This is a genomic window from Kitasatospora arboriphila (genome assembly GCF_039528095.1).
Lineage (GTDB): Bacteria > Actinomycetota > Actinomycetes > Streptomycetales > Streptomycetaceae > Kitasatospora > Kitasatospora arboriphila.
This window is the reverse complement of record NZ_BAAALD010000020.1, coordinates 1-16134: the sequence shown is the minus strand read 5'-3', so window position 1 is coordinate 16134 and position 16134 is coordinate 1. Positions and strand designations below refer to the sequence as shown.

The window sequence follows — 16134 nt, the reverse complement described above, 5'->3', positions numbered from 1 at the left end:
GTCGACCTGGCCGTCGACGGCGGGCTGGAGCAGCAGGCCGCTGCCGCGTCGGCGCCGCCGGCGGAGAGCATGCCGCCCTGGGAGTAGGCGATGGCGTCGTGGCTGGAGAGCAGGAAGTTGACCCCGGCGGCGAGGGCGAGGCCGCATTCGCCGGTGAGCAGGCTCTGGCGGGCGGCGTGCACGGCGACCAGCGAGGAGGAGCAGGCCGTGTCGAGGACGAGGCTGGGCCCCTGGAGGTCGAGGGCGAAGGACAGCCGTCCGGCGGTGACCGCGCGCAGTCGGCTGCCGGCGACGTCGCGCACGTCGGGGCCGTTGGGTGCGTGCGAGGCCTCGGAGTACTCGGCGGTGGCCTGGCCGACGAAGACGCCGGTGCGGCTGCCGGCCAGCGCGGAGGGGCGGATGCCGGCGTCCTCCAGTGCCTCCCAGGCGGTCTGGAGCAGCAGCCGCTGCTGGGGGTCGACCGCTCTGGCCTCGGCGGGCGATATGCCGAAGAAGGCGTGGTCGAAGGCGAAGGCGTCGGTGATGAAGCCGCCGTGGCGGGAGGCGGTCTTGCCGGGGGTGCCGGGCGCGGGGTCGTAGTCGGGCGCGATGTCGAAGCGCTCGGCGGGGACGGGTGTGACGGAGTCGGTGTTGGCGAGCAGGTTCCGCCAGAACTGCTCCGGCCCGTCGGCCCCGGGGAAGCGGCAGCCCATGCCGATGACGGCGATGGGGGCGCCGGGGCTCTGTCGCACGTGCTCCATGTGGGTGGTCCAATCTCTTCGAGTACGACCGGACGGACGGGACAGCGGGCGCTCGTCGTTAGCGCGATGCAAACTTACACTGGAAGCCAAGTTTGGTCTCGGTGTTTAACTACGCGACTCCGAGGACCTGCCGCCCGGCCGGCGCGAGTTGGCGGGGTACGTCCTCCGATGGGCGATTCGCGCACCGGCACGCAGACGAACGAACGGCCCCGGACAACGCCGAACGGGCCGCCCGTGCGCGCAACGACAAGAGCGTCGCGAGGCACGGGCGGCCCGTTCGAAGGGGTGGGGAGGCGGGGCCTCCCCGGGGTCACCGCGGGGGGTTCGGCCCCGGCGGTGCGGCGATGCCGTGGATCAGCAGGTCGAGGGCCTGCTGCAGTTCGGCGCCGAGCGAGTGGCGGCGCCGGTCGGCCGGATCCTCCCGGCTCCAGCGGTACAGCGTGCCGAGGTAGAGGTCGCGCACGAGTTCGCCGACCCGTCCGGCGTCCGCCGCGGCGGGGACCTCGCCCCGGGTGCGGCCGGCCTCGACGATGTCGGCGAAGATCGCGCCGAGGTAGGACTCCTCCTCCAGCGGCCGCCCGGCCTGGACCCAGGCGGTGAGCATCGCCACGCTGAGCTCCGGCTCCTCCTCGTTGAGGGCGCCGAGCACGGCCAGGCAGGCGCGGAGGTCCGCCACGACCCCCGATCCGCGCTGCAGCTGCGGGGACAGACGGCGCATCAGCTCCGTTCTGCGCTCCTCGGCCCATACGCTGATGAGCGCGTCCTTGCGCGGGAAGTAGTTGAAGAAGGTGCCACGCGCGATGTCCGCGTGTTCCGCGATCTCCGCGACGGACGTGTCCGCATACCCCTTGCGACCGAACAGGGTCTTGGCCGAGGTGTAGACGCGCTCCCTGGCGCGCTCCTTGTTGCGGGCCCGCCGCGAGGTCACGGCCGTCGGGGCGTCTGAGGGTCGACGCACACAGGCCTCCAGATGACATCGTCGCTGCTGCACTGGAGTGCATTGATGTGCCCCAACTCAAACATAGGGCGAAGTCCATGTCAACGGACGGCACCGCCCCGGACCTGGCCGGATGAAGACCTGCACACAGGACCTCCACCGTCGCAGCGGGCACCCATGTACTCGAATACATTTTTAGCCCCCTAGCCATTCAGTGGACTTGAGTGTATGTTTGAGCCATCGAGCCCGGACCGACCCGGCCGGGCCTGCCCCAGGGGGAGGCATCCCATGACGACCCGTCCCCGCGCCCGGCCGAACGTGCCGGCGCCGCACCGTCCGGACCTGCGCGGCCGCACCGCCGAACTGGCCGCGGTGCACACCCAGGTGCTGGAGGGCCCCTCGCCCCGCGCGACCGAGGCCCAGCACACCAAGGGCAAGCTGACGGCGCGCGAGCGGATCGCGCTGCTGCTGGACGAGGGCTCCTTCCAGGAGGTGGAGCCGCTGCGCCGGCACCGCGCCCAGGGCTTCGGCCTGGAGGCGAAGCGGCCGCACACCGACGGCGTCGTCACCGGCTGGGGCACCGTGCACGGCCGGACGGTCTTCGTCTACGCACACGACTTCCGGATCTTCGGCGGCGCCCTCGGCGAGGCCCACGCCCAGAAGATCCACAAGATCATGGACATGGCGCTGGCCACCGGAGCGCCGCTGGTGTCGCTCAACGACGGCGCCGGCGCCCGCATCCAGGAGGGCGTCACCGCCCTCGCCGGGTACGGCGGCATCTTCCGCCGCAACACCAAGGCCTCCGGCGTGATCCCGCAGATCTCCGTGATGCTCGGCCCCTGCGCCGGCGGCGCCGCCTACTCCCCCGCGCTCACCGACTTCGTCTTCATGGTCCGCGGCATCTCGCAGATGTTCATCACCGGCCCGGACGTCGTCCAGGCCGTCACCGGCGAGCAGATCACCCACAACGGCCTCGGCGGCGCGGACGTCCACGCCGGCGTCTCCGGCGTGTCCCACTTCGCCTACGACGACGAGGAGACCTGCCTCGCCGACGTGCGGCACCTGCTCTCCCTCTTACCGCAGAACAACCGCGAGTTCCCGCCCGCCGAGCCGTGCACCGACCCGGAGGACCGGCCCTGCGAGGCGCTGCTCGACCTCGTCCCCGCGGACGGCAGCCGCCCCTACGACATGCGCACCGTCATCGAGGAGGTCGTCGACGACGCCGACCACCTGGAGATCCAGCCCACCTGGGCCACCAACGTCATCTGCACCCTGGCCAGGATCGGCGGCAGCGTCGCCGGCATCGTCGCCAACCAGCCGCACGCCCTGGCCGGCGTCCTCGACATCCACGCGAGCGAGAAGGCCGCACGCTTCGTCCAGATGTGCGACGCCTTCAACATCCCGATCGTCACCCTGGTGGACGTCCCCGGCTTCCTGCCCGGAGTCGACCAGGAGCACGAGGGCATCATCCGGCACGGCGCCAAACTGCTCTACGCGTACTGCAACGCCACCGTGCCGAGGATCCAGCTGATCCTGCGCAAGGCCTACGGCGGCGCCTACATCGTCATGGACTCCCGCTCCATCGGCGCCGACCTCTCCTACGCCTGGCCCACCAACGAGATCGCCGTGATGGGCGCCGAGGGCGCCGCCAACGTGATCTTCCGCCGCGACATCGCCGCGGCCGAGGACCCGGAGGCCGTGCGCGCGCAGAAGGTCAAGGAGTACGAGAGCGAGCTGATGCACCCGTACTACGCGGCCGAGCGCGGCCTCGTGGACGACGTCATCGACCCGGCGCGCACCCGCGCCGTGCTCGCCCGGGCCCTGGCGATGCTCCGCCTCAAGCACGCCGACCTGCCGAGCCGCAAGCACGGCAACCAGCCGGTGTGACGGCGCAGCGGACCGGGTCGCCGGCGGCGCTGCGCGTCCTGCGGGGCAACCCCGACCCGGAAGAACTCGCCGTACTCACCGCCCTGGTGGCGGCCCTCGCGACCCGCCGGACGGCCGACCGGCCCGACCGGCCCGTCCCCGACCGCCCCGCCTGGGACCGCACCGAACGCCACCGCCCCTCCTGGCTGACCGCACGGGGGCGCACTTCCAGGGAGCAGCCATGGACGGCACCGACCGCTCCGTGATCGACCGCACCAGAACCTGTCTGGCCCTGCACCGCGCGAGCTGGGGCAGTGAGCTCGACCCCGACGAGGCCGCCCGCGCCGCCTGGCGCCTCCACCGAACGACCGAGCAACTCCTTGCCCTGACCGAGGAGTTGCTGGCCGACAGCACCGAGAACGGCACATCGCACAGTCAGAGAACACCTGAGGGAGGGATCCGATGAGCAAGTTCCTGGAACGTCTGAAAGCCTTCGGCGAGACCGAGGCGATCGTCTTCAACGGCGTGCCCACCAGCTACGCCGAGCTCGCCGGGCGCACCGCCGACTGGCGGGCCCACCTGGCCGGGAACGGCGTCCGCGCCGGGCAGGTCGTGGTGGTGGAGGGCGCCAGCAGCGTCGAGGCCTGTGCGGCCCTGCTCGCCCTGGTCGAGCTGTCGGCCGTGGTGGTGCCGCTGACGCCGCTGCCCGCCGCCAAGCGGGCGGAGTTCCACGAGATCGCCGAGGTGGAGGCGGTCGCCACCGTCCGGCCCGACGGCTCGCGGGAGTTCGAGCGGACCGGCCGCACGGCCGGCCACGAGCTGTACGGCCGGCTGCGCGCCGCGGGCGTGCCGGCCCTGGTGCTGTTCAGCTCGGGCACCACCGGCCGGTCGAAGGCGACCGTGCTGGACTTCTCCAGGATCCTCGCCAAGTACGGCGAGCCGACCCGGCCGGCCCGCACGCTGGCCTTCCTGAACCTGGACCACATCGGCGGCATCAACACCCTGCTGCACACCCTCAGCCAGGGCGGCACGCTGGTGACCGTCGCCGAGCGGACGGCGGACACGGTCTGCGCGGCCGTCGCCGCCCACCGGGTCCAGGTGCTGCCCACCACGCCGACCTTCCTCAACATGCTGCTGATCTCGGGTGCGTACCAGCGCCACGACGTCAGTGCGCTGAGGCTGATCACCTACGGCACCGAGCCGATGCCGCTGCGGACCCTGCAGGCGCTGAAGAAGGCGCTGCCCGCGGTGCGGTTCAAGCAGACCTACGGCCTGTCCGAGCTGGGCATCATGCCCACCAAGTCGAAGAGCGACGACAGCCTGTGGGTGAAGCTCGGCGGCGAGGGCTTCGACCACCGGATCGTCGACGGCATCCTGTGGATCCGCTCCGACATGGCGATGCTCGGGTACCTCAACGCGCCGGCGCCGTTCGACGCGGAGGGCTACTTCAACACCCAGGACGCGGTGGAGACCGACGGCGAGTACGTGCGCATCCTCGGCCGGAAGTCGGAGATCATCAACGTCGCGGGCGAGAAGGTGTACCCCAGCGAGGTCGAGAACGTCCTGCTGGAGATCCCGGGCATCGCCGAGGCGACCGTCTCGGGCCGGCCCAGCCACGTGACCGGCATGGTCGTCAAGGCGACCGTCAAGCTCGCCGCTCCCGCCGAGCGCGCGGACGTCGTCCGGGCGGTGCGCGAACACTGCGGCCGTCGGCTGGAGGCGTTCAAGGTGCCGGTGGTCGTCGAGATCTCCGACGCCGACCAGCACTCGGACCGGTTCAAGAAGATCCGGAGCGCCGCGTGAGCGCGCTGCCGGAGCGGTCCGACGGGCCGGCCGTGCCGAAGGTCGCGGTGGTCAGCGGCGGCAGCCGCGGGCTGGGCCGCACGCTGGTCGAGCGGCTGCTCGCCGACGGCTGGCGGGTGGCGACGTTCAGCCGCAGCGCCAACGCCTTCACCACGGCGATGACCGAGGAGTACCCGGGCTCCTTCCACTGGGAGCGGGCCGACCTCGGCGAGCCGGACGCGATGCGGGTCTTCGTCCGCACCGTGGGCCGCCTGTTCGGCCGGGTCGACCTGCTGGTCAACAACGCCGGCGTGCTCCACCAGGAGCTGCTGCTGACCACACCGCCCAAGCAGATCGACTCGCTCGTCACCAACAACCTCACCTCGCCGATCCTGCTCACCCAGGCCTGCGCCCGACTGATGACCCGTCACGGCGGCGGCAACATCATCAACATCTCGTCCATCAACGCCATCCGCGGCTTCCGCGGGGTCTCGGTGTACGCCGCGGCCAAGGCCGGCCTGGACGGCTTCAGCCGCAGCCTGGCGCGCGAGCTCGGCACCTTCAACATCCGGGTGAACTCCATCGTCCCCGGCTTCTTCGACAGCGACATGACCGCGGACGTCACCGAACGCAACCGCGAGAAGATCCAGCACCGCACCCCCCTCGGCCGGCTCGGAACGGCCGAGGAGATCGCCGACGCGATCCTCTTCCTCACCTCCGCCCGCGCGCACTTCGTGACCGGGCAGTCCCTCGTCATCGACGGAGGTATCACATGCTGACCCCCACCGAGATCCGTGAGCTGATCGAGCGCGAGGCCCGCGCCCTGCTGCTCGACGCCGACAACGACGCCGCTGCCGCCGACGACAGCGAGGACCTGACGGAGCTCGGCTTCAACTCGCTGACCCTGGCGCAGCTGCTGATCGAGCTGGAGATGCAGCTCGGCGTCGACCCCTTCGAGGACGGCGTCTCGATCACCGACATGCGCACCATCGGCGACCTGGCGCAGGCCTACACCGTGGCCCTGGGCGCCGAGCCGGCGACCGCCTCCGCGGGGGCCTGACGCCGTGGCCACCGACCAGCAGCTGCTGCTGCACTCCATCGACGACTACCTCGGCCCCGGCGAGACCCGCTTCTTCTCCCGCGGCTACCAGCGGGCGGGGTACCGCGTCCACGGCCTGCACGTCACCCCGGCCGGCCCGGCCGGCTCCGCCTCGGCCACCTCGACCGCCTCCGGCGCCGAACCGGGTGTGCGCGGCACGCTCGACCTCCGCTACCCGGCGGACTGGTCCCGCAAGAAGGACGGCACCGACCTGCGTCCGCACCTCAGCACCGTCGACGCGCTGGTGCTGGGCGTCCAGCTCGCCGAGCTCCACCTGGCGCACGCCTACGGCCTCGGCGAGGCCGAGCGGCGCACCGTGCGCCTGGCCAAGGTGGTGCTGCGGGCCGGCACCGCCCCGCAGGAGGACCTCACCGGCGTGCCGCTCTCGGCCCGGCTGCGCAGCACCGAGCCGGCCGGCGCGCGGTACCGCTCCGTCCACGAGTGCGCCGTCGGCAACCTGCGGGTGCGCGTCGAGACCGAGCACCCGATCGTCGAACGGGCCGCCGAGGAGGCCCGCTTCGGCAGCCTCGACGCGGCGCTCGGCCGCGGCGAGTACCGCTTCTACGGCGCCGGCTTCAAGTACCGCCACCACGAGATCACCGACGTGGCGGTGGACAACCGCGAGCACGGCGCCACCGCCCTCGTCCGCTTCACCCGCAGAGCCGGCGCGCCCGCCCCGGTCGACGGCATCGCCGCCGGCGACCGTCCCACCGTCAGCCTGATCGACTGCTTCGTCGTCAACCTCCAGCTGGCGCAGGTGCTGATGTACGAGCTCGACGGGCTCAGCCGCGCCGACAGCAACACGCTCTGGATGATGCAGACGGTGCTGACCGCCCCCGAGGAGGAGCCCGCGGTCGAACTCGTCGAGGGCCGGCCGTTCACCACCCGGGCCGCCCTGACCGGCCGCCGGCTGCTGCCGCTGCGCGGCGGCACCTGGCGCAACGTCGAACTGAGCGGCGGCCTGGCCGGCATCGGCATGCGCTGCTCCTTCGCCCACGAGCTGCCCGCGCACATCGCCGCGACCGCCCGCTGACCCCCGGCACCCGCCGCATCCCACAAGGAGCCACCACCATGCGCATCTCCATCTCCGGCACCTACTCCGCGGGGAAGACCTCCACCGCGATCGCCCTCTCGCACCTCACCGGCATCCCCCGCTCGCCCGCCAGGACCATCCGCGAGATCATGCCGGACGCCGTCCCGGGCAAGGCGCTGACCGAGGTCACCCCGGCCGAGTACGTCCAGCTGGCCGTCCGCCGGCACGTCGGCCGGGCCGTCAACGAGGCGCTGCTCGGCGGCAGCTTCATAGCCGACGGCTCCTCGCTGCAGGAGTGGATATACGCCGCCGTCCGGGTCGAGTTCGGCATGGACCCGGGCGCGGCCGAGAACGGCCACCCGCCCCGGCAGGACGCCGAGATGGCCTTCTTCGAGCAGGTCACCGCCCAGCTCGGCCACTACTTCAAGCAGCACGTGAAGGAGTCGTTCGACGGCTTCGTGCACCTCACCAACGAGCTGAAGCTCTCCGCCGACGGCCACCGGCCGATGAACGAGCGCTTCCGCGCCACCTGCGACGCGATGCTCCTCGCCGCCCTCGACGAGCTGGAGGTCCCGTACTTCGTGGTCTCCGGCACCCCGCACGAGCGGCTGGAGAAGATCGTCGCCCACTTCGACCTGCCGACGGTCTGCACCGTGGACGAGGCCGTCGCCCGCGCCCAGGCCGAGTACGCCCGGATCGACTGGCGCCTGGAGCAGGAACGCTCCAAGGCCGCTGCCGCATAGGGCAAGCCGATAGGGGCGCGTGGGGGTACCTCCCGGCCGAAGGCTGGGGGAGAACTGCGCAATTCGGATGCGGGCCGCCGTACAGATCACGGCTCGGCCCATGCAGTCCGCATCACCACCCCCGGGCCGCGCAGTTTCCCGCGCCCCTGAAACCACCGCTCCACCGATAGACGCGAACCCCCGAAGGGACCCACTGCCATGTCTCTCACCCGGAACGGGGCCGCCGCCGGTCCGGCCGCCACCGCGGCCCCCGCGGCCGACCCGGCCCCCTACGCCAAGCGCTGGCTGATGCTGCCGGTGATCCTGGCGGCCATGTTCATGGCCCAGTTCGACCTGTACGTGGTCAACGTCGCGGCCCCGTCCCTGGAGCACGACCTCTCCGCCGGTCAGGCCGCGCTCGAACTCATCGTCGCCGGCTACGCGTTCACCTACGCCAGCGGCCTGATCACCGGCGGTCGGCTGGGCGACCTGTACGGCTCCCGGGCGGTCTTCCTGACCGGCACGGTCGCCTTCACCATCGCCTCGGTGCTGTGCGGCATCGCCCAGTCGCCGGGCCAGCTGGTGGCGGCGCGGCTCGTCCAGGGCCTGACCGGCGCCGCGATGGTGCCGCAGGTGCTCGCACTGATCACCGCGACCTTCCCGCCGGCGGAGCGGGCCCGGGCGCTGTCCTGGTTCGGCGTCACCGTCGGCGTCGGTGCGGTCGCCGGCCAGGTGCTCGGCGGTGCGCTGCTGGAGGCGGACGTCGCCGGCCTCGGCTGGCGGGTCATCTTCCTGGTCAACCTGCCGATCGGCCTGGTCATGCTGGGCTTCGCGGCGCGGCTGCTGCCGCACCGCAAGCCCACCGGGAAGCCCTCGCTCGACCCGGTCGGTGCGATCGGCGTCCCGGTGAGCCTGGCGCTGGCGCTCGTCCCGCTCATCCTCGGCCGGATCCAGGGCTGGCCGGCCTGGACCTGGGTCAGCCTGGTCGCCTCGGTGCCCGCGATGGCCCTGACGCTGCTCTGGGAGCGCGGCCTGGCCCGGCGCGGCGGCCAGCCGCTGCTCAACCTGTCGCTCTTCTCCGACCGGGCGTTCAGCCGCGGTCTGGTGGTCAGCATCGCCACCTTCGCCGGCTTCTTCAGCTTCATGTTCACCCTGACCCTGGTGCTCCAGTCGGGTCTGGGTCTGAAGCCGCTCGCCGCCGGGTTCGTCTTCACCCCGCTCGGCCTGGCGTTCTCCGGCGCGTCGATCGCCTCCCAGCGGATCACCGCCAAGTACGGCAGCCGCATGATCACCACCGGCGGCTCGATCGCGGCGGTCGGCTTCGTCGCCCTGCTGATCGTGCTGGGCGTCTCGGGCGACCACACCAGCCCGGCCCGGCTGATCGGCCCGATGGTGCTGATCGGCCTCGGCAACGGCCTGGCCGTGCCGGCCCTGGTCGGCTCGGTGCTGGCCGGTGTCCGCCCGCAGCAGGCCGGCGCCGCGGCCGGTGTGCTCACCACCGCGCAGCAGTTCGCGAGCGCCGCCGGCGTCGCCGCGATCGGCTCGGTCTTCTTCGCCGCCCTCGGCACCCCGAAGGGCGTCGGCTCCTACGCCACCGCCTTCCAGTGGGTCGGCGTGATCGACCTGGTGCTGGTGCTGATCGCCGCCGCCGTCAGCCTCGCCCTGCCCCGCCCCGCCCGCACCGCCAAGTAGCCACCGCCCCGCGGGTGCGGCCGCCCCGAGCGGCCGCACCCCACCACCCGGACACCGTCCGGAGAGGACACCTCATGACCACCGTCCCGCAGGGGACCACCCCCGAGGCACGCAAGCAGAAGATCGCCCTGCTGTTCGAGAACATCATCACCAAGGGCGAGCTGGACCTCGCCGACGAGCTGTTCCACGAGGACTTCCACTGGCCGCAGTTCGGCCTGCACGGCCCGGAGGGCGTCCGGGCGTGGGTGCGGGCCTTCCGTACCGCCTTCCCGGACATGGACGACACCGTCCAGGAGCAGTGGGCCGAGGGCGACACGGTGATCACCCGCGTCCGCTGCATCGGCACCCAGCTCGGCCCGTTCCGGGGCGCGCCGCCGAGCGGCAGCACGGCGGACTTCACCGCCATCGGCATCGACCACTTCGAGGGCGACAAGGTGATCTCCCGCTCGGCGCACTTCGACATCGCCGACCTGATGCGCCAGCTCGGCCACACCACCCTCGAGGTCCCGGCCGTCAACAACCCCTGACCCGTCGGACTCCCCCGGTCCGGCACCACGTCGGACGTCCCGTCGGACACCCCCGGTCCGACTCCTCGTCCGGCACCGCCCGCCGGGCCCCGACCGGCCCCGCTGCCGGCACGCCCCCCCCCCCCCGCCCGGGCCCCCCCCCCCCCCGCCCCCTCGGCACCCGTCCCCCACGCCCGACCACTCGACCGCCGGTGCCCCGCCACCCGGCCCGACAGGACCCCCAGGAGAGAAGGCATGAAGCCGCCGCCATTCGCCTACTGCCGGCCGGAGACGGCCGAGGAAGCCGTCCACCGGCTCACCGAGTACGGACCTGACGCCCGCGTCCTCGCCGGCGGCCAGAGCCTGCTCCCGCTGCTCAACCGCCGCCTGCTGCGCCCCACCGCGCTGGTCGACGTCGGCCGGATCGCCGCCCTGCGCGGCACCGGCCGGCACGGTGGCGCCCTGCACATCGGGGCGCTCACCACCCACGCCGACCTCGAACGGGCCGCCGACCCCCACCTCCGGGCGGCCCTGCCGGTCGTCCCCGAGACCGCCCGGCTGATCGGCCACCTGCCGGTCCGCCTCCGCGGGACGATCGGCGGCAGCCTCGCGCACGCCGACCCGGCCGCCGAGTGGTGCCTGCTCGCCGAACTCCTCGACGCCGACCTGCACGCCCTCGGCCCGGCCGGTGAACGCACCGTCCCGGCAGCGGAGTTCTTCACCGGCGCGCACCGCACCGCGCTCACGCCGGGCGAACTGCTCACCGGCGTCCGCATCCCCCGCCCCGCCCCCACCGCGGCCGTCGCCGAGTACGGCTTCCAGCCGGGCAGCCTCCCGCTGGCCGCCGCCGCGGCCGAGCTCGTGCTCGACGACGACGGCCGGATCACCGCCGCACGGATCGCCGTCGGCGGCGCCGAGGACCGCCCCGTCCGCTCGGCCGCCGCCGAACAGGCGCTGCTCGGCGGCGCCCCCGACACCCGACTGCTCGACCACGCTGCCGGCCTGGCCGCCAAGGCGCTCGCGCCCGGGGCGGACCACCGGGCGGGCGCCGGCTACCGCCGCGACCTCGCCCGCACCCTCGTCCACCGGGCCCTGGCCGGCTCCCTCGCCCGTTGCACGCCCCGACTCCGGCCCCGGTTCGAGGCCCGACTCCAGGAGGCTTCCGCGCCATGACCACCCCCGTTCCGCTGGAGCTCACCGCCAACGGGGCCGCGCACACGCTGGCCGTCGATCCGAGGCGCAGCCTCGCCGACGTGCTCCGCCGCGATCTCCGGCTCACCGGCACCACGGTCGGCTGCGAGACCGGGGCGTGCGGCTCGTGCACCGTCCTCGTCGACGGCGAGGCCGTCCGCTCCTGCCTGATGCTCGCCGTCCAGGCCGACGGCACCGCGGTCGAGACCGTGGAGTCCCTCGCCGAGGGCGCCGGGCCGGACGCCGAACTCGGTTCCCTGCAGCGCTCGTTCAAGGAGCACTTCGCCCTGCAGTGCGGGTTCTGCACCCCCGGCTTCCTGATGCTCACCACGGCCCTGCTCCGCAAGGAGCCGGACGCCGACCGGGCACGCATCACCGAGTGCGCCGCCGCCAACCTGTGCCGCTGCACCGGGTACGAGCCGATCGTCGACGCCGTCGAGGCGGTCGCCCGCCGCGGCGCCATCGCCCTGGAGGACGCGTGAACGCCATCGGAGCCTCCGTCCCGCGACTGGAGGACGACCGGCTGCTGCGCGGTCTCGGCCGCTTCCACGACGAGATCGTCCGGCCCGGCCAGTTGTGGCTGCGCGTCGTCCGCTCGCCCGTCGCGCACGCCCGGATCCGCGGCATCGACACGGCCGCCGCGGCGGCGCACCCCGGCACGGTCGCCGTCCTGACCGCCGCCGACCTCGCCGGGATGCCCCCCGTCCCGGTCCGCCAGCCCGCCCCCGGCATCGACTTCACCCCCTACCTCCAGTCCGCCCTGGCCGACGGCCACGTCCGCTACGTCGGCGATCCCGTCGCCGCCGTCCTCTCCGAGGACCCGTACCTCGCCGAGGACGCGGCCGAGCTCGTCGCCCTCGACCTGGAGGAGCTGCCGGTCTCCCTCGACGCCCGCACCGGCGCCGACCTGCACCCCGAGAGCTGGCGCGGCGCCGGCGCCACGGTCGGCACGGTCGACTTCGCGTACGGCGACGTCGACGCCGCCTTCGCCGCGGCCGCGCACACCGTCACCACCGACCTGCGGGTCGGCCGGCACAGCGGCACCCCGCTGGAGACCCGCGGCCTGGTCGCCGACTGGGACGCCCGGGCCCGCCGGATGACCGTCTGGGGCGCCACCAAGGTCCCGTACGTCAACCGGCGGATCACCGCGCAGATGCTCGGCCTGGCGGAGCACCAGATCCACATGCTGGAGACCGACGCCGGCGGCAGCTTCGGCATCCGCGGCGAGTTCTACCCCGAGGACCTGCTCGTCCCGCTGCTCGCGCTGCGGACCGGACGGCCCGTCAAGTGGACCGAGGACCGCACCGAACACCTCGTCGCGGCCAACCACGCCCGCGAGCAGGAGCACCGCATCGAGCTCGCCTTCGACGCGGAGCACCGCCTGCTCGGCCTGCGCGGCGAGGCCTGGATGGACACCGGCGCCTACGTCCGCACCCACGGCGCCGTGGTCGCCGTCCTCACGTCCGCCATGATGTCCGGCCCCTACCGGATCCCGGCCTGCCGCAGCCGCGTCCACGTCGTCACCACCAACAAGACCCCGGTCGGCACCTACCGCGCGCCCGGCCGGTTCCAGCACAACTTCGTCCGCGAGCACGCCATGGACCTCGCCGCCGACCGCCTCGGCGTCGACCCGGTCGAGCTGCGCCGGATCAACCTGCTGCACGGCGGCGAACTCCCCCAGCAGCGCCCGCTGCACATCTTCGGCGCGCCGATGCTCCTCGACGGCAAGGACCACCTGGACCACTTCGACAAGTCCCGGGAACTCTTCGGCTACGAGGCGTGGCGCGAGGAGGCCCGGCAGGCCCGGACGCAGGGGCGGCTGGTCGGCGCCGGCTGCGCGGTGATCCTGGAGAAGGCCGGCCTCGGCCACGACAGCGCCGTCGTCGACATCGGGGCGACCGGCGCGATCCGCGTCGCCATGGGCGGCGCCAACGTCGGCCAGGGCGTGGAGACCGTCATGGCCCAGATCGTCGCCGAGGAGTTCGACGTCCCCACCGGGTCCGTCGCGGTGGTGCTCTCCGACACCGACATCCTCGCGGACGGCTCCGGTACCTTCGCCAGCCGGACCACGGTCGTCGGCGGCACGGCGGTGAAGCTGGCCGCCGAACAGGTCCTCGCCAAGGCGCGTCGGGTCGCGGCCGTGCTCCTCGGCGCCGAGCCCGAGCAGCTCGTCGTCCACGCCGGCTGCCTCGCCGTCGACGGCGAACCCGAACGCCGGATCGCCCTCGGCCAGGTCGCCGCCGCCTGCTACACCCCGCAGTTCGTCCGCACCGGCGAGGAGCCCGGCCTGATCGGCCGCGGCACCTACGCGGCCGGCGCGATGACCTACCCCTACGGCGCGCACTACGCACAGGCCGAGGTCGACCCCGGCACCGGGGCCGTCAGACTGCTGCGCTACGCCGTCAGCTACGAGATCGGACGGGCCGTCAACCCGGCACTGGTGCACGCCCAGATCCTCGGCGGCACCGTCCAGGGCATCGGCGGCACCCTGCTGGAGGACTTCCGCTACGACGAGCGGGGCCTGCCGCTCGCCACCACCCTCGACGAGTACCGCTGGCCGCGCGCCGGCGACCTGCCCGACATCCAGGTCGAGATCTTCGAGGACGCCCCCGCCCCCGGCAACCCGCTCGGCGTCCGGGGCGCCGGCGAGGGCGGCACCGCGGGCGTCGGCGCCGCCGTGGCCAACGCCGTCCGCGACGCACTCGGGCTCACCGGCACCGTCGGCGCCCTGCCCCTGCACCCCGACCGGGTGATGGCCCTGATCCGTGCCACCGACGAGGAGGAAGAAGCGATATGACACGCCACCGGATGGTTCCGGAGTGGCTGGACCCGGACGAGTGGAGCGAGACCCCGCCGGAGGACACCGGAGCCGTACCCCCACCCGACCCCGCCGCCCTCGCCGCCGCCGGCCCGGCCGGACGGACGGCCCTGCTCGTGGACTACCTGCGGCGCGAAGCGGCCGCCCTGCTGCAGACCGAGTCGGAGCGCATCGACGCCACCCGCCCGCTCACCAGCATCGGCATCGGGTCGATGATGGGCCTGGAGCTCCAGCAGCGCATCCGCGAAGCGACCGGCGTGGAACTCGACCTGCCCGCCGTGCTCCGCTCGCCCGACCTCACCGCGCTCGCCGCCGACCTGGCGGACGCCCTCGCGGACGCGCCCGCCCGGCCCCTCGCCGCACCGGCAGGCACCGGGTGAGCGCCGCCGACGGGCACCGGGTGAACGCCGCCGCGGCGGCACCGCTCGGCGACGGCCGGGTGGACCTCTGGCTGCTCCGCCAACCCCACCCCGACGACATCACCGGCGCCCTCGACCTCTCCGAACTCGACGAACGCGAACTCGCCCGGGCCAGCGCCTGCCGCCGCCAGACCGGCGGATTCCTCTACGCCTCCGCCCACATCGCGCTGCGCCGGCTCCTCGGCGCCTACCTCCACCACCCCGCCGCCGAACTGGAGTTCGCCCGGCAGCCGTGCCCCTGCTGCGACAAGCCGCACGGCCGGCCGACACTCTCCGTCCCGGACTCCGCCGTGCACTTCTCGCTCTCCCACAGCAGCGGGATGGCCCTGGTCGGCATCGCCTCCGCCCCGATCGGGGTGGACGTCGAACAGGTACCCCGCGCCTCGACCGTCGAGGTGTGCTCGACCGCGATCCACCCCGACGAGCGGACCGAGATCGAGGCCGTCCCGCAGCCGCTCCGCCGGGCCGCCTTCGGCCAGCTGTGGACCCGCAAGGAGGCCTACCTCAAGGGACTCGGCACAGGACTCGGCCGCCCGCTCGCCGAGGACTACCTCGGCGCCGACGCCGCAGCCTGGCCGCCGGGCTGGACGGTCGTCGACATCCCCTGCGGCCCCCGCCACACCGGCGCCGCCGCCGTCCGCACCGAGACACCGCTCGCCGTCTCCCCCCGCTGGATCCCCATCGAGAGCCTCTACACCGGCGCCACCGTCGACCTCTCCCACCTCGCCGCCTGACGGCACACGGGTCGTCGACTCACGCGCCCGGGACCCGCCGTCCCACCTTCCCATCAGCCTTCGGAGGACCGCCCCACATGCAGGACATCGCCCCACGACTGCACGCCTGGCACGCGTCCGGGCGCTCCTTCGCCGTGGCCACCGTCGTCGGCGTCTCCGGCAGCGCCCCCCGCGACCCCGGCGCCGCCCTCGCCGTCGACGAGACCGGCGAGGCGATCGGCTCGGTCTCCGGCGGCTGCGTCGAGAGCGCCGTCTACGACCTCTGCCAGCAGGCGATCCGCACCGGCGAACCCGCCCTGGAACGCTTCGGCTACAGCGACGAGGACGCCTTCGCCGTCGGCCTCACCTGCGGCGGCATCCTCGACGTCCTCGTCCAGCCGGTGGTGCCCGGCACCGACCCCGCGATCGACACCGGCATCGCGTACATCGCCTCCGGCACCCCCGTCGCCCTCGCCCGGATCGTCTCCTGCCCCGACGCCCTGCTCGGCGCCGCCGTCGCCGTCACCGCCGACGGGTCCACCGCGAGGCGCCTGCCCCTTCCGCTGGAGCGCTCGATCGTCGCCGAGGCCCGCGCCATGCTCGACGCCGGCCGCAC

18 protein-coding genes are annotated in these 16134 nt (G+C 73.5%); 16 read left to right on the top strand and 2 right to left on the bottom strand.

Going from position 1 to position 16134, the window contains the following annotated elements:
- Positions 1-740 (bottom strand): beta-ketoacyl [acyl carrier protein] synthase domain-containing protein (locus ABD353_RS13240; RefSeq protein WP_344623748.1); only part of this gene is annotated, 740 nt, incomplete at its 3' end.
- Between the two features lie 310 nt (positions 741-1050).
- The gene (locus ABD353_RS13235; protein WP_344623747.1) at positions 1051-1698 is read right to left on the bottom strand and encodes a TetR/AcrR family transcriptional regulator; all 648 of its coding nucleotides are present in this window, start codon (positions 1696-1698) and stop codon (positions 1051-1053) included.
- Between the two features lie 267 nt (positions 1699-1965).
- On the opposite strand from ABD353_RS13235, the gene ABD353_RS13230 reads away from it, so the two are divergent.
- The 16 genes from ABD353_RS13230 to ABD353_RS13155 all read left to right on the top strand — a co-directional run.
- A complete protein-coding gene (locus ABD353_RS13230; RefSeq protein ID WP_344623746.1) occupies positions 1966-3564 on the top strand; it encodes an acyl-CoA carboxylase subunit beta in 1599 nt (532 codons plus the stop codon).
- Positions 3561-3809 carry an acyl-CoA carboxylase subunit epsilon gene (locus ABD353_RS13225; RefSeq protein WP_344623745.1) on the top strand — a complete coding sequence of 83 codons (249 nt, stop codon included), beginning with the start codon at positions 3561-3563 and terminating at the stop codon, positions 3807-3809. Before ABD353_RS13230 ends, ABD353_RS13225 begins: the two co-directional genes overlap by 4 nt.
- Complete coding sequence (locus ABD353_RS13220; protein WP_344623744.1) at positions 3785-4009, top strand: hypothetical protein; 225 nt, start codon at positions 3785-3787, stop codon at positions 4007-4009. The genes ABD353_RS13225 and ABD353_RS13220 overlap by 25 nt, the downstream gene beginning before the upstream one ends.
- Positions 4006-5346 carry a class I adenylate-forming enzyme family protein gene (locus ABD353_RS13215; protein ID WP_344623743.1) on the top strand — a complete coding sequence of 447 codons (1341 nt, stop codon included), beginning with the start codon at positions 4006-4008 and terminating at the stop codon, positions 5344-5346. The genes ABD353_RS13220 and ABD353_RS13215 overlap by 4 nt, the downstream gene beginning before the upstream one ends.
- Positions 5343-6104, top strand: a complete 762-nt coding sequence (locus ABD353_RS13210) for an SDR family NAD(P)-dependent oxidoreductase (RefSeq protein ID WP_344623742.1) — start codon at positions 5343-5345, stop codon at positions 6102-6104. The genes ABD353_RS13215 and ABD353_RS13210 overlap by 4 nt, the downstream gene beginning before the upstream one ends.
- A complete protein-coding gene (locus ABD353_RS13205) occupies positions 6098-6385 on the top strand; it encodes a phosphopantetheine-binding protein (protein WP_344623741.1) in 288 nt (95 codons plus the stop codon). The genes ABD353_RS13210 and ABD353_RS13205 overlap by 7 nt, the downstream gene beginning before the upstream one ends.
- A gap of 4 nt (positions 6386-6389) precedes the next feature.
- A complete protein-coding gene (locus ABD353_RS13200; RefSeq protein WP_344623740.1) occupies positions 6390-7457 on the top strand; it encodes an AvrD family protein in 1068 nt (355 codons plus the stop codon).
- A 38-nt stretch (positions 7458-7495) separates the two neighbouring features.
- Complete coding sequence (locus tag ABD353_RS13195; protein WP_344623739.1) at positions 7496-8200, top strand: AAA family ATPase; 705 nt, start codon at positions 7496-7498, stop codon at positions 8198-8200.
- Positions 8201-8398: 198 nt separating this feature from the next.
- Entirely contained in the window at positions 8399-9871 is a 1473-nt protein-coding gene (locus tag ABD353_RS13190) for an MFS transporter (RefSeq protein ID WP_344623738.1), read from the top strand.
- 74 nt (positions 9872-9945) lie between these two features.
- Entirely contained in the window at positions 9946-10398 is a 453-nt protein-coding gene (locus tag ABD353_RS13185; RefSeq protein WP_344623737.1) for an ester cyclase, read from the top strand.
- A 234-nt stretch (positions 10399-10632) separates the two neighbouring features.
- Entirely contained in the window at positions 10633-11550 is a 918-nt protein-coding gene (locus ABD353_RS13180; protein WP_344623736.1) for an FAD binding domain-containing protein, read from the top strand.
- A complete protein-coding gene (locus ABD353_RS13175) occupies positions 11547-12050 on the top strand; it encodes a (2Fe-2S)-binding protein (protein ID WP_344623735.1) in 504 nt (167 codons plus the stop codon). The genes ABD353_RS13180 and ABD353_RS13175 overlap by 4 nt, the downstream gene beginning before the upstream one ends.
- Positions 12047-14365 (top strand): xanthine dehydrogenase family protein molybdopterin-binding subunit, encoded by a 2319-nt coding sequence (locus tag ABD353_RS13170; protein WP_344623734.1) that lies wholly within the window; start codon positions 12047-12049, stop codon positions 14363-14365. The genes ABD353_RS13175 and ABD353_RS13170 overlap by 4 nt, the downstream gene beginning before the upstream one ends.
- Positions 14362-14766, top strand: a complete 405-nt coding sequence (locus ABD353_RS13165) for an acyl carrier protein (RefSeq protein WP_344623733.1) — start codon at positions 14362-14364, stop codon at positions 14764-14766. The genes ABD353_RS13170 and ABD353_RS13165 overlap by 4 nt, the downstream gene beginning before the upstream one ends.
- Positions 14763-15539 (top strand): 4'-phosphopantetheinyl transferase family protein, encoded by a 777-nt coding sequence (locus ABD353_RS13160; RefSeq protein WP_344623732.1) that lies wholly within the window; start codon positions 14763-14765, stop codon positions 15537-15539. Before ABD353_RS13165 ends, ABD353_RS13160 begins: the two co-directional genes overlap by 4 nt.
- Before the next feature lie 77 nt (positions 15540-15616).
- Positions 15617-16134, top strand: a 518-nt coding sequence (locus ABD353_RS13155; RefSeq protein WP_344623731.1) for an XdhC family protein, incomplete at its 3' end; no start/stop codon positions are given.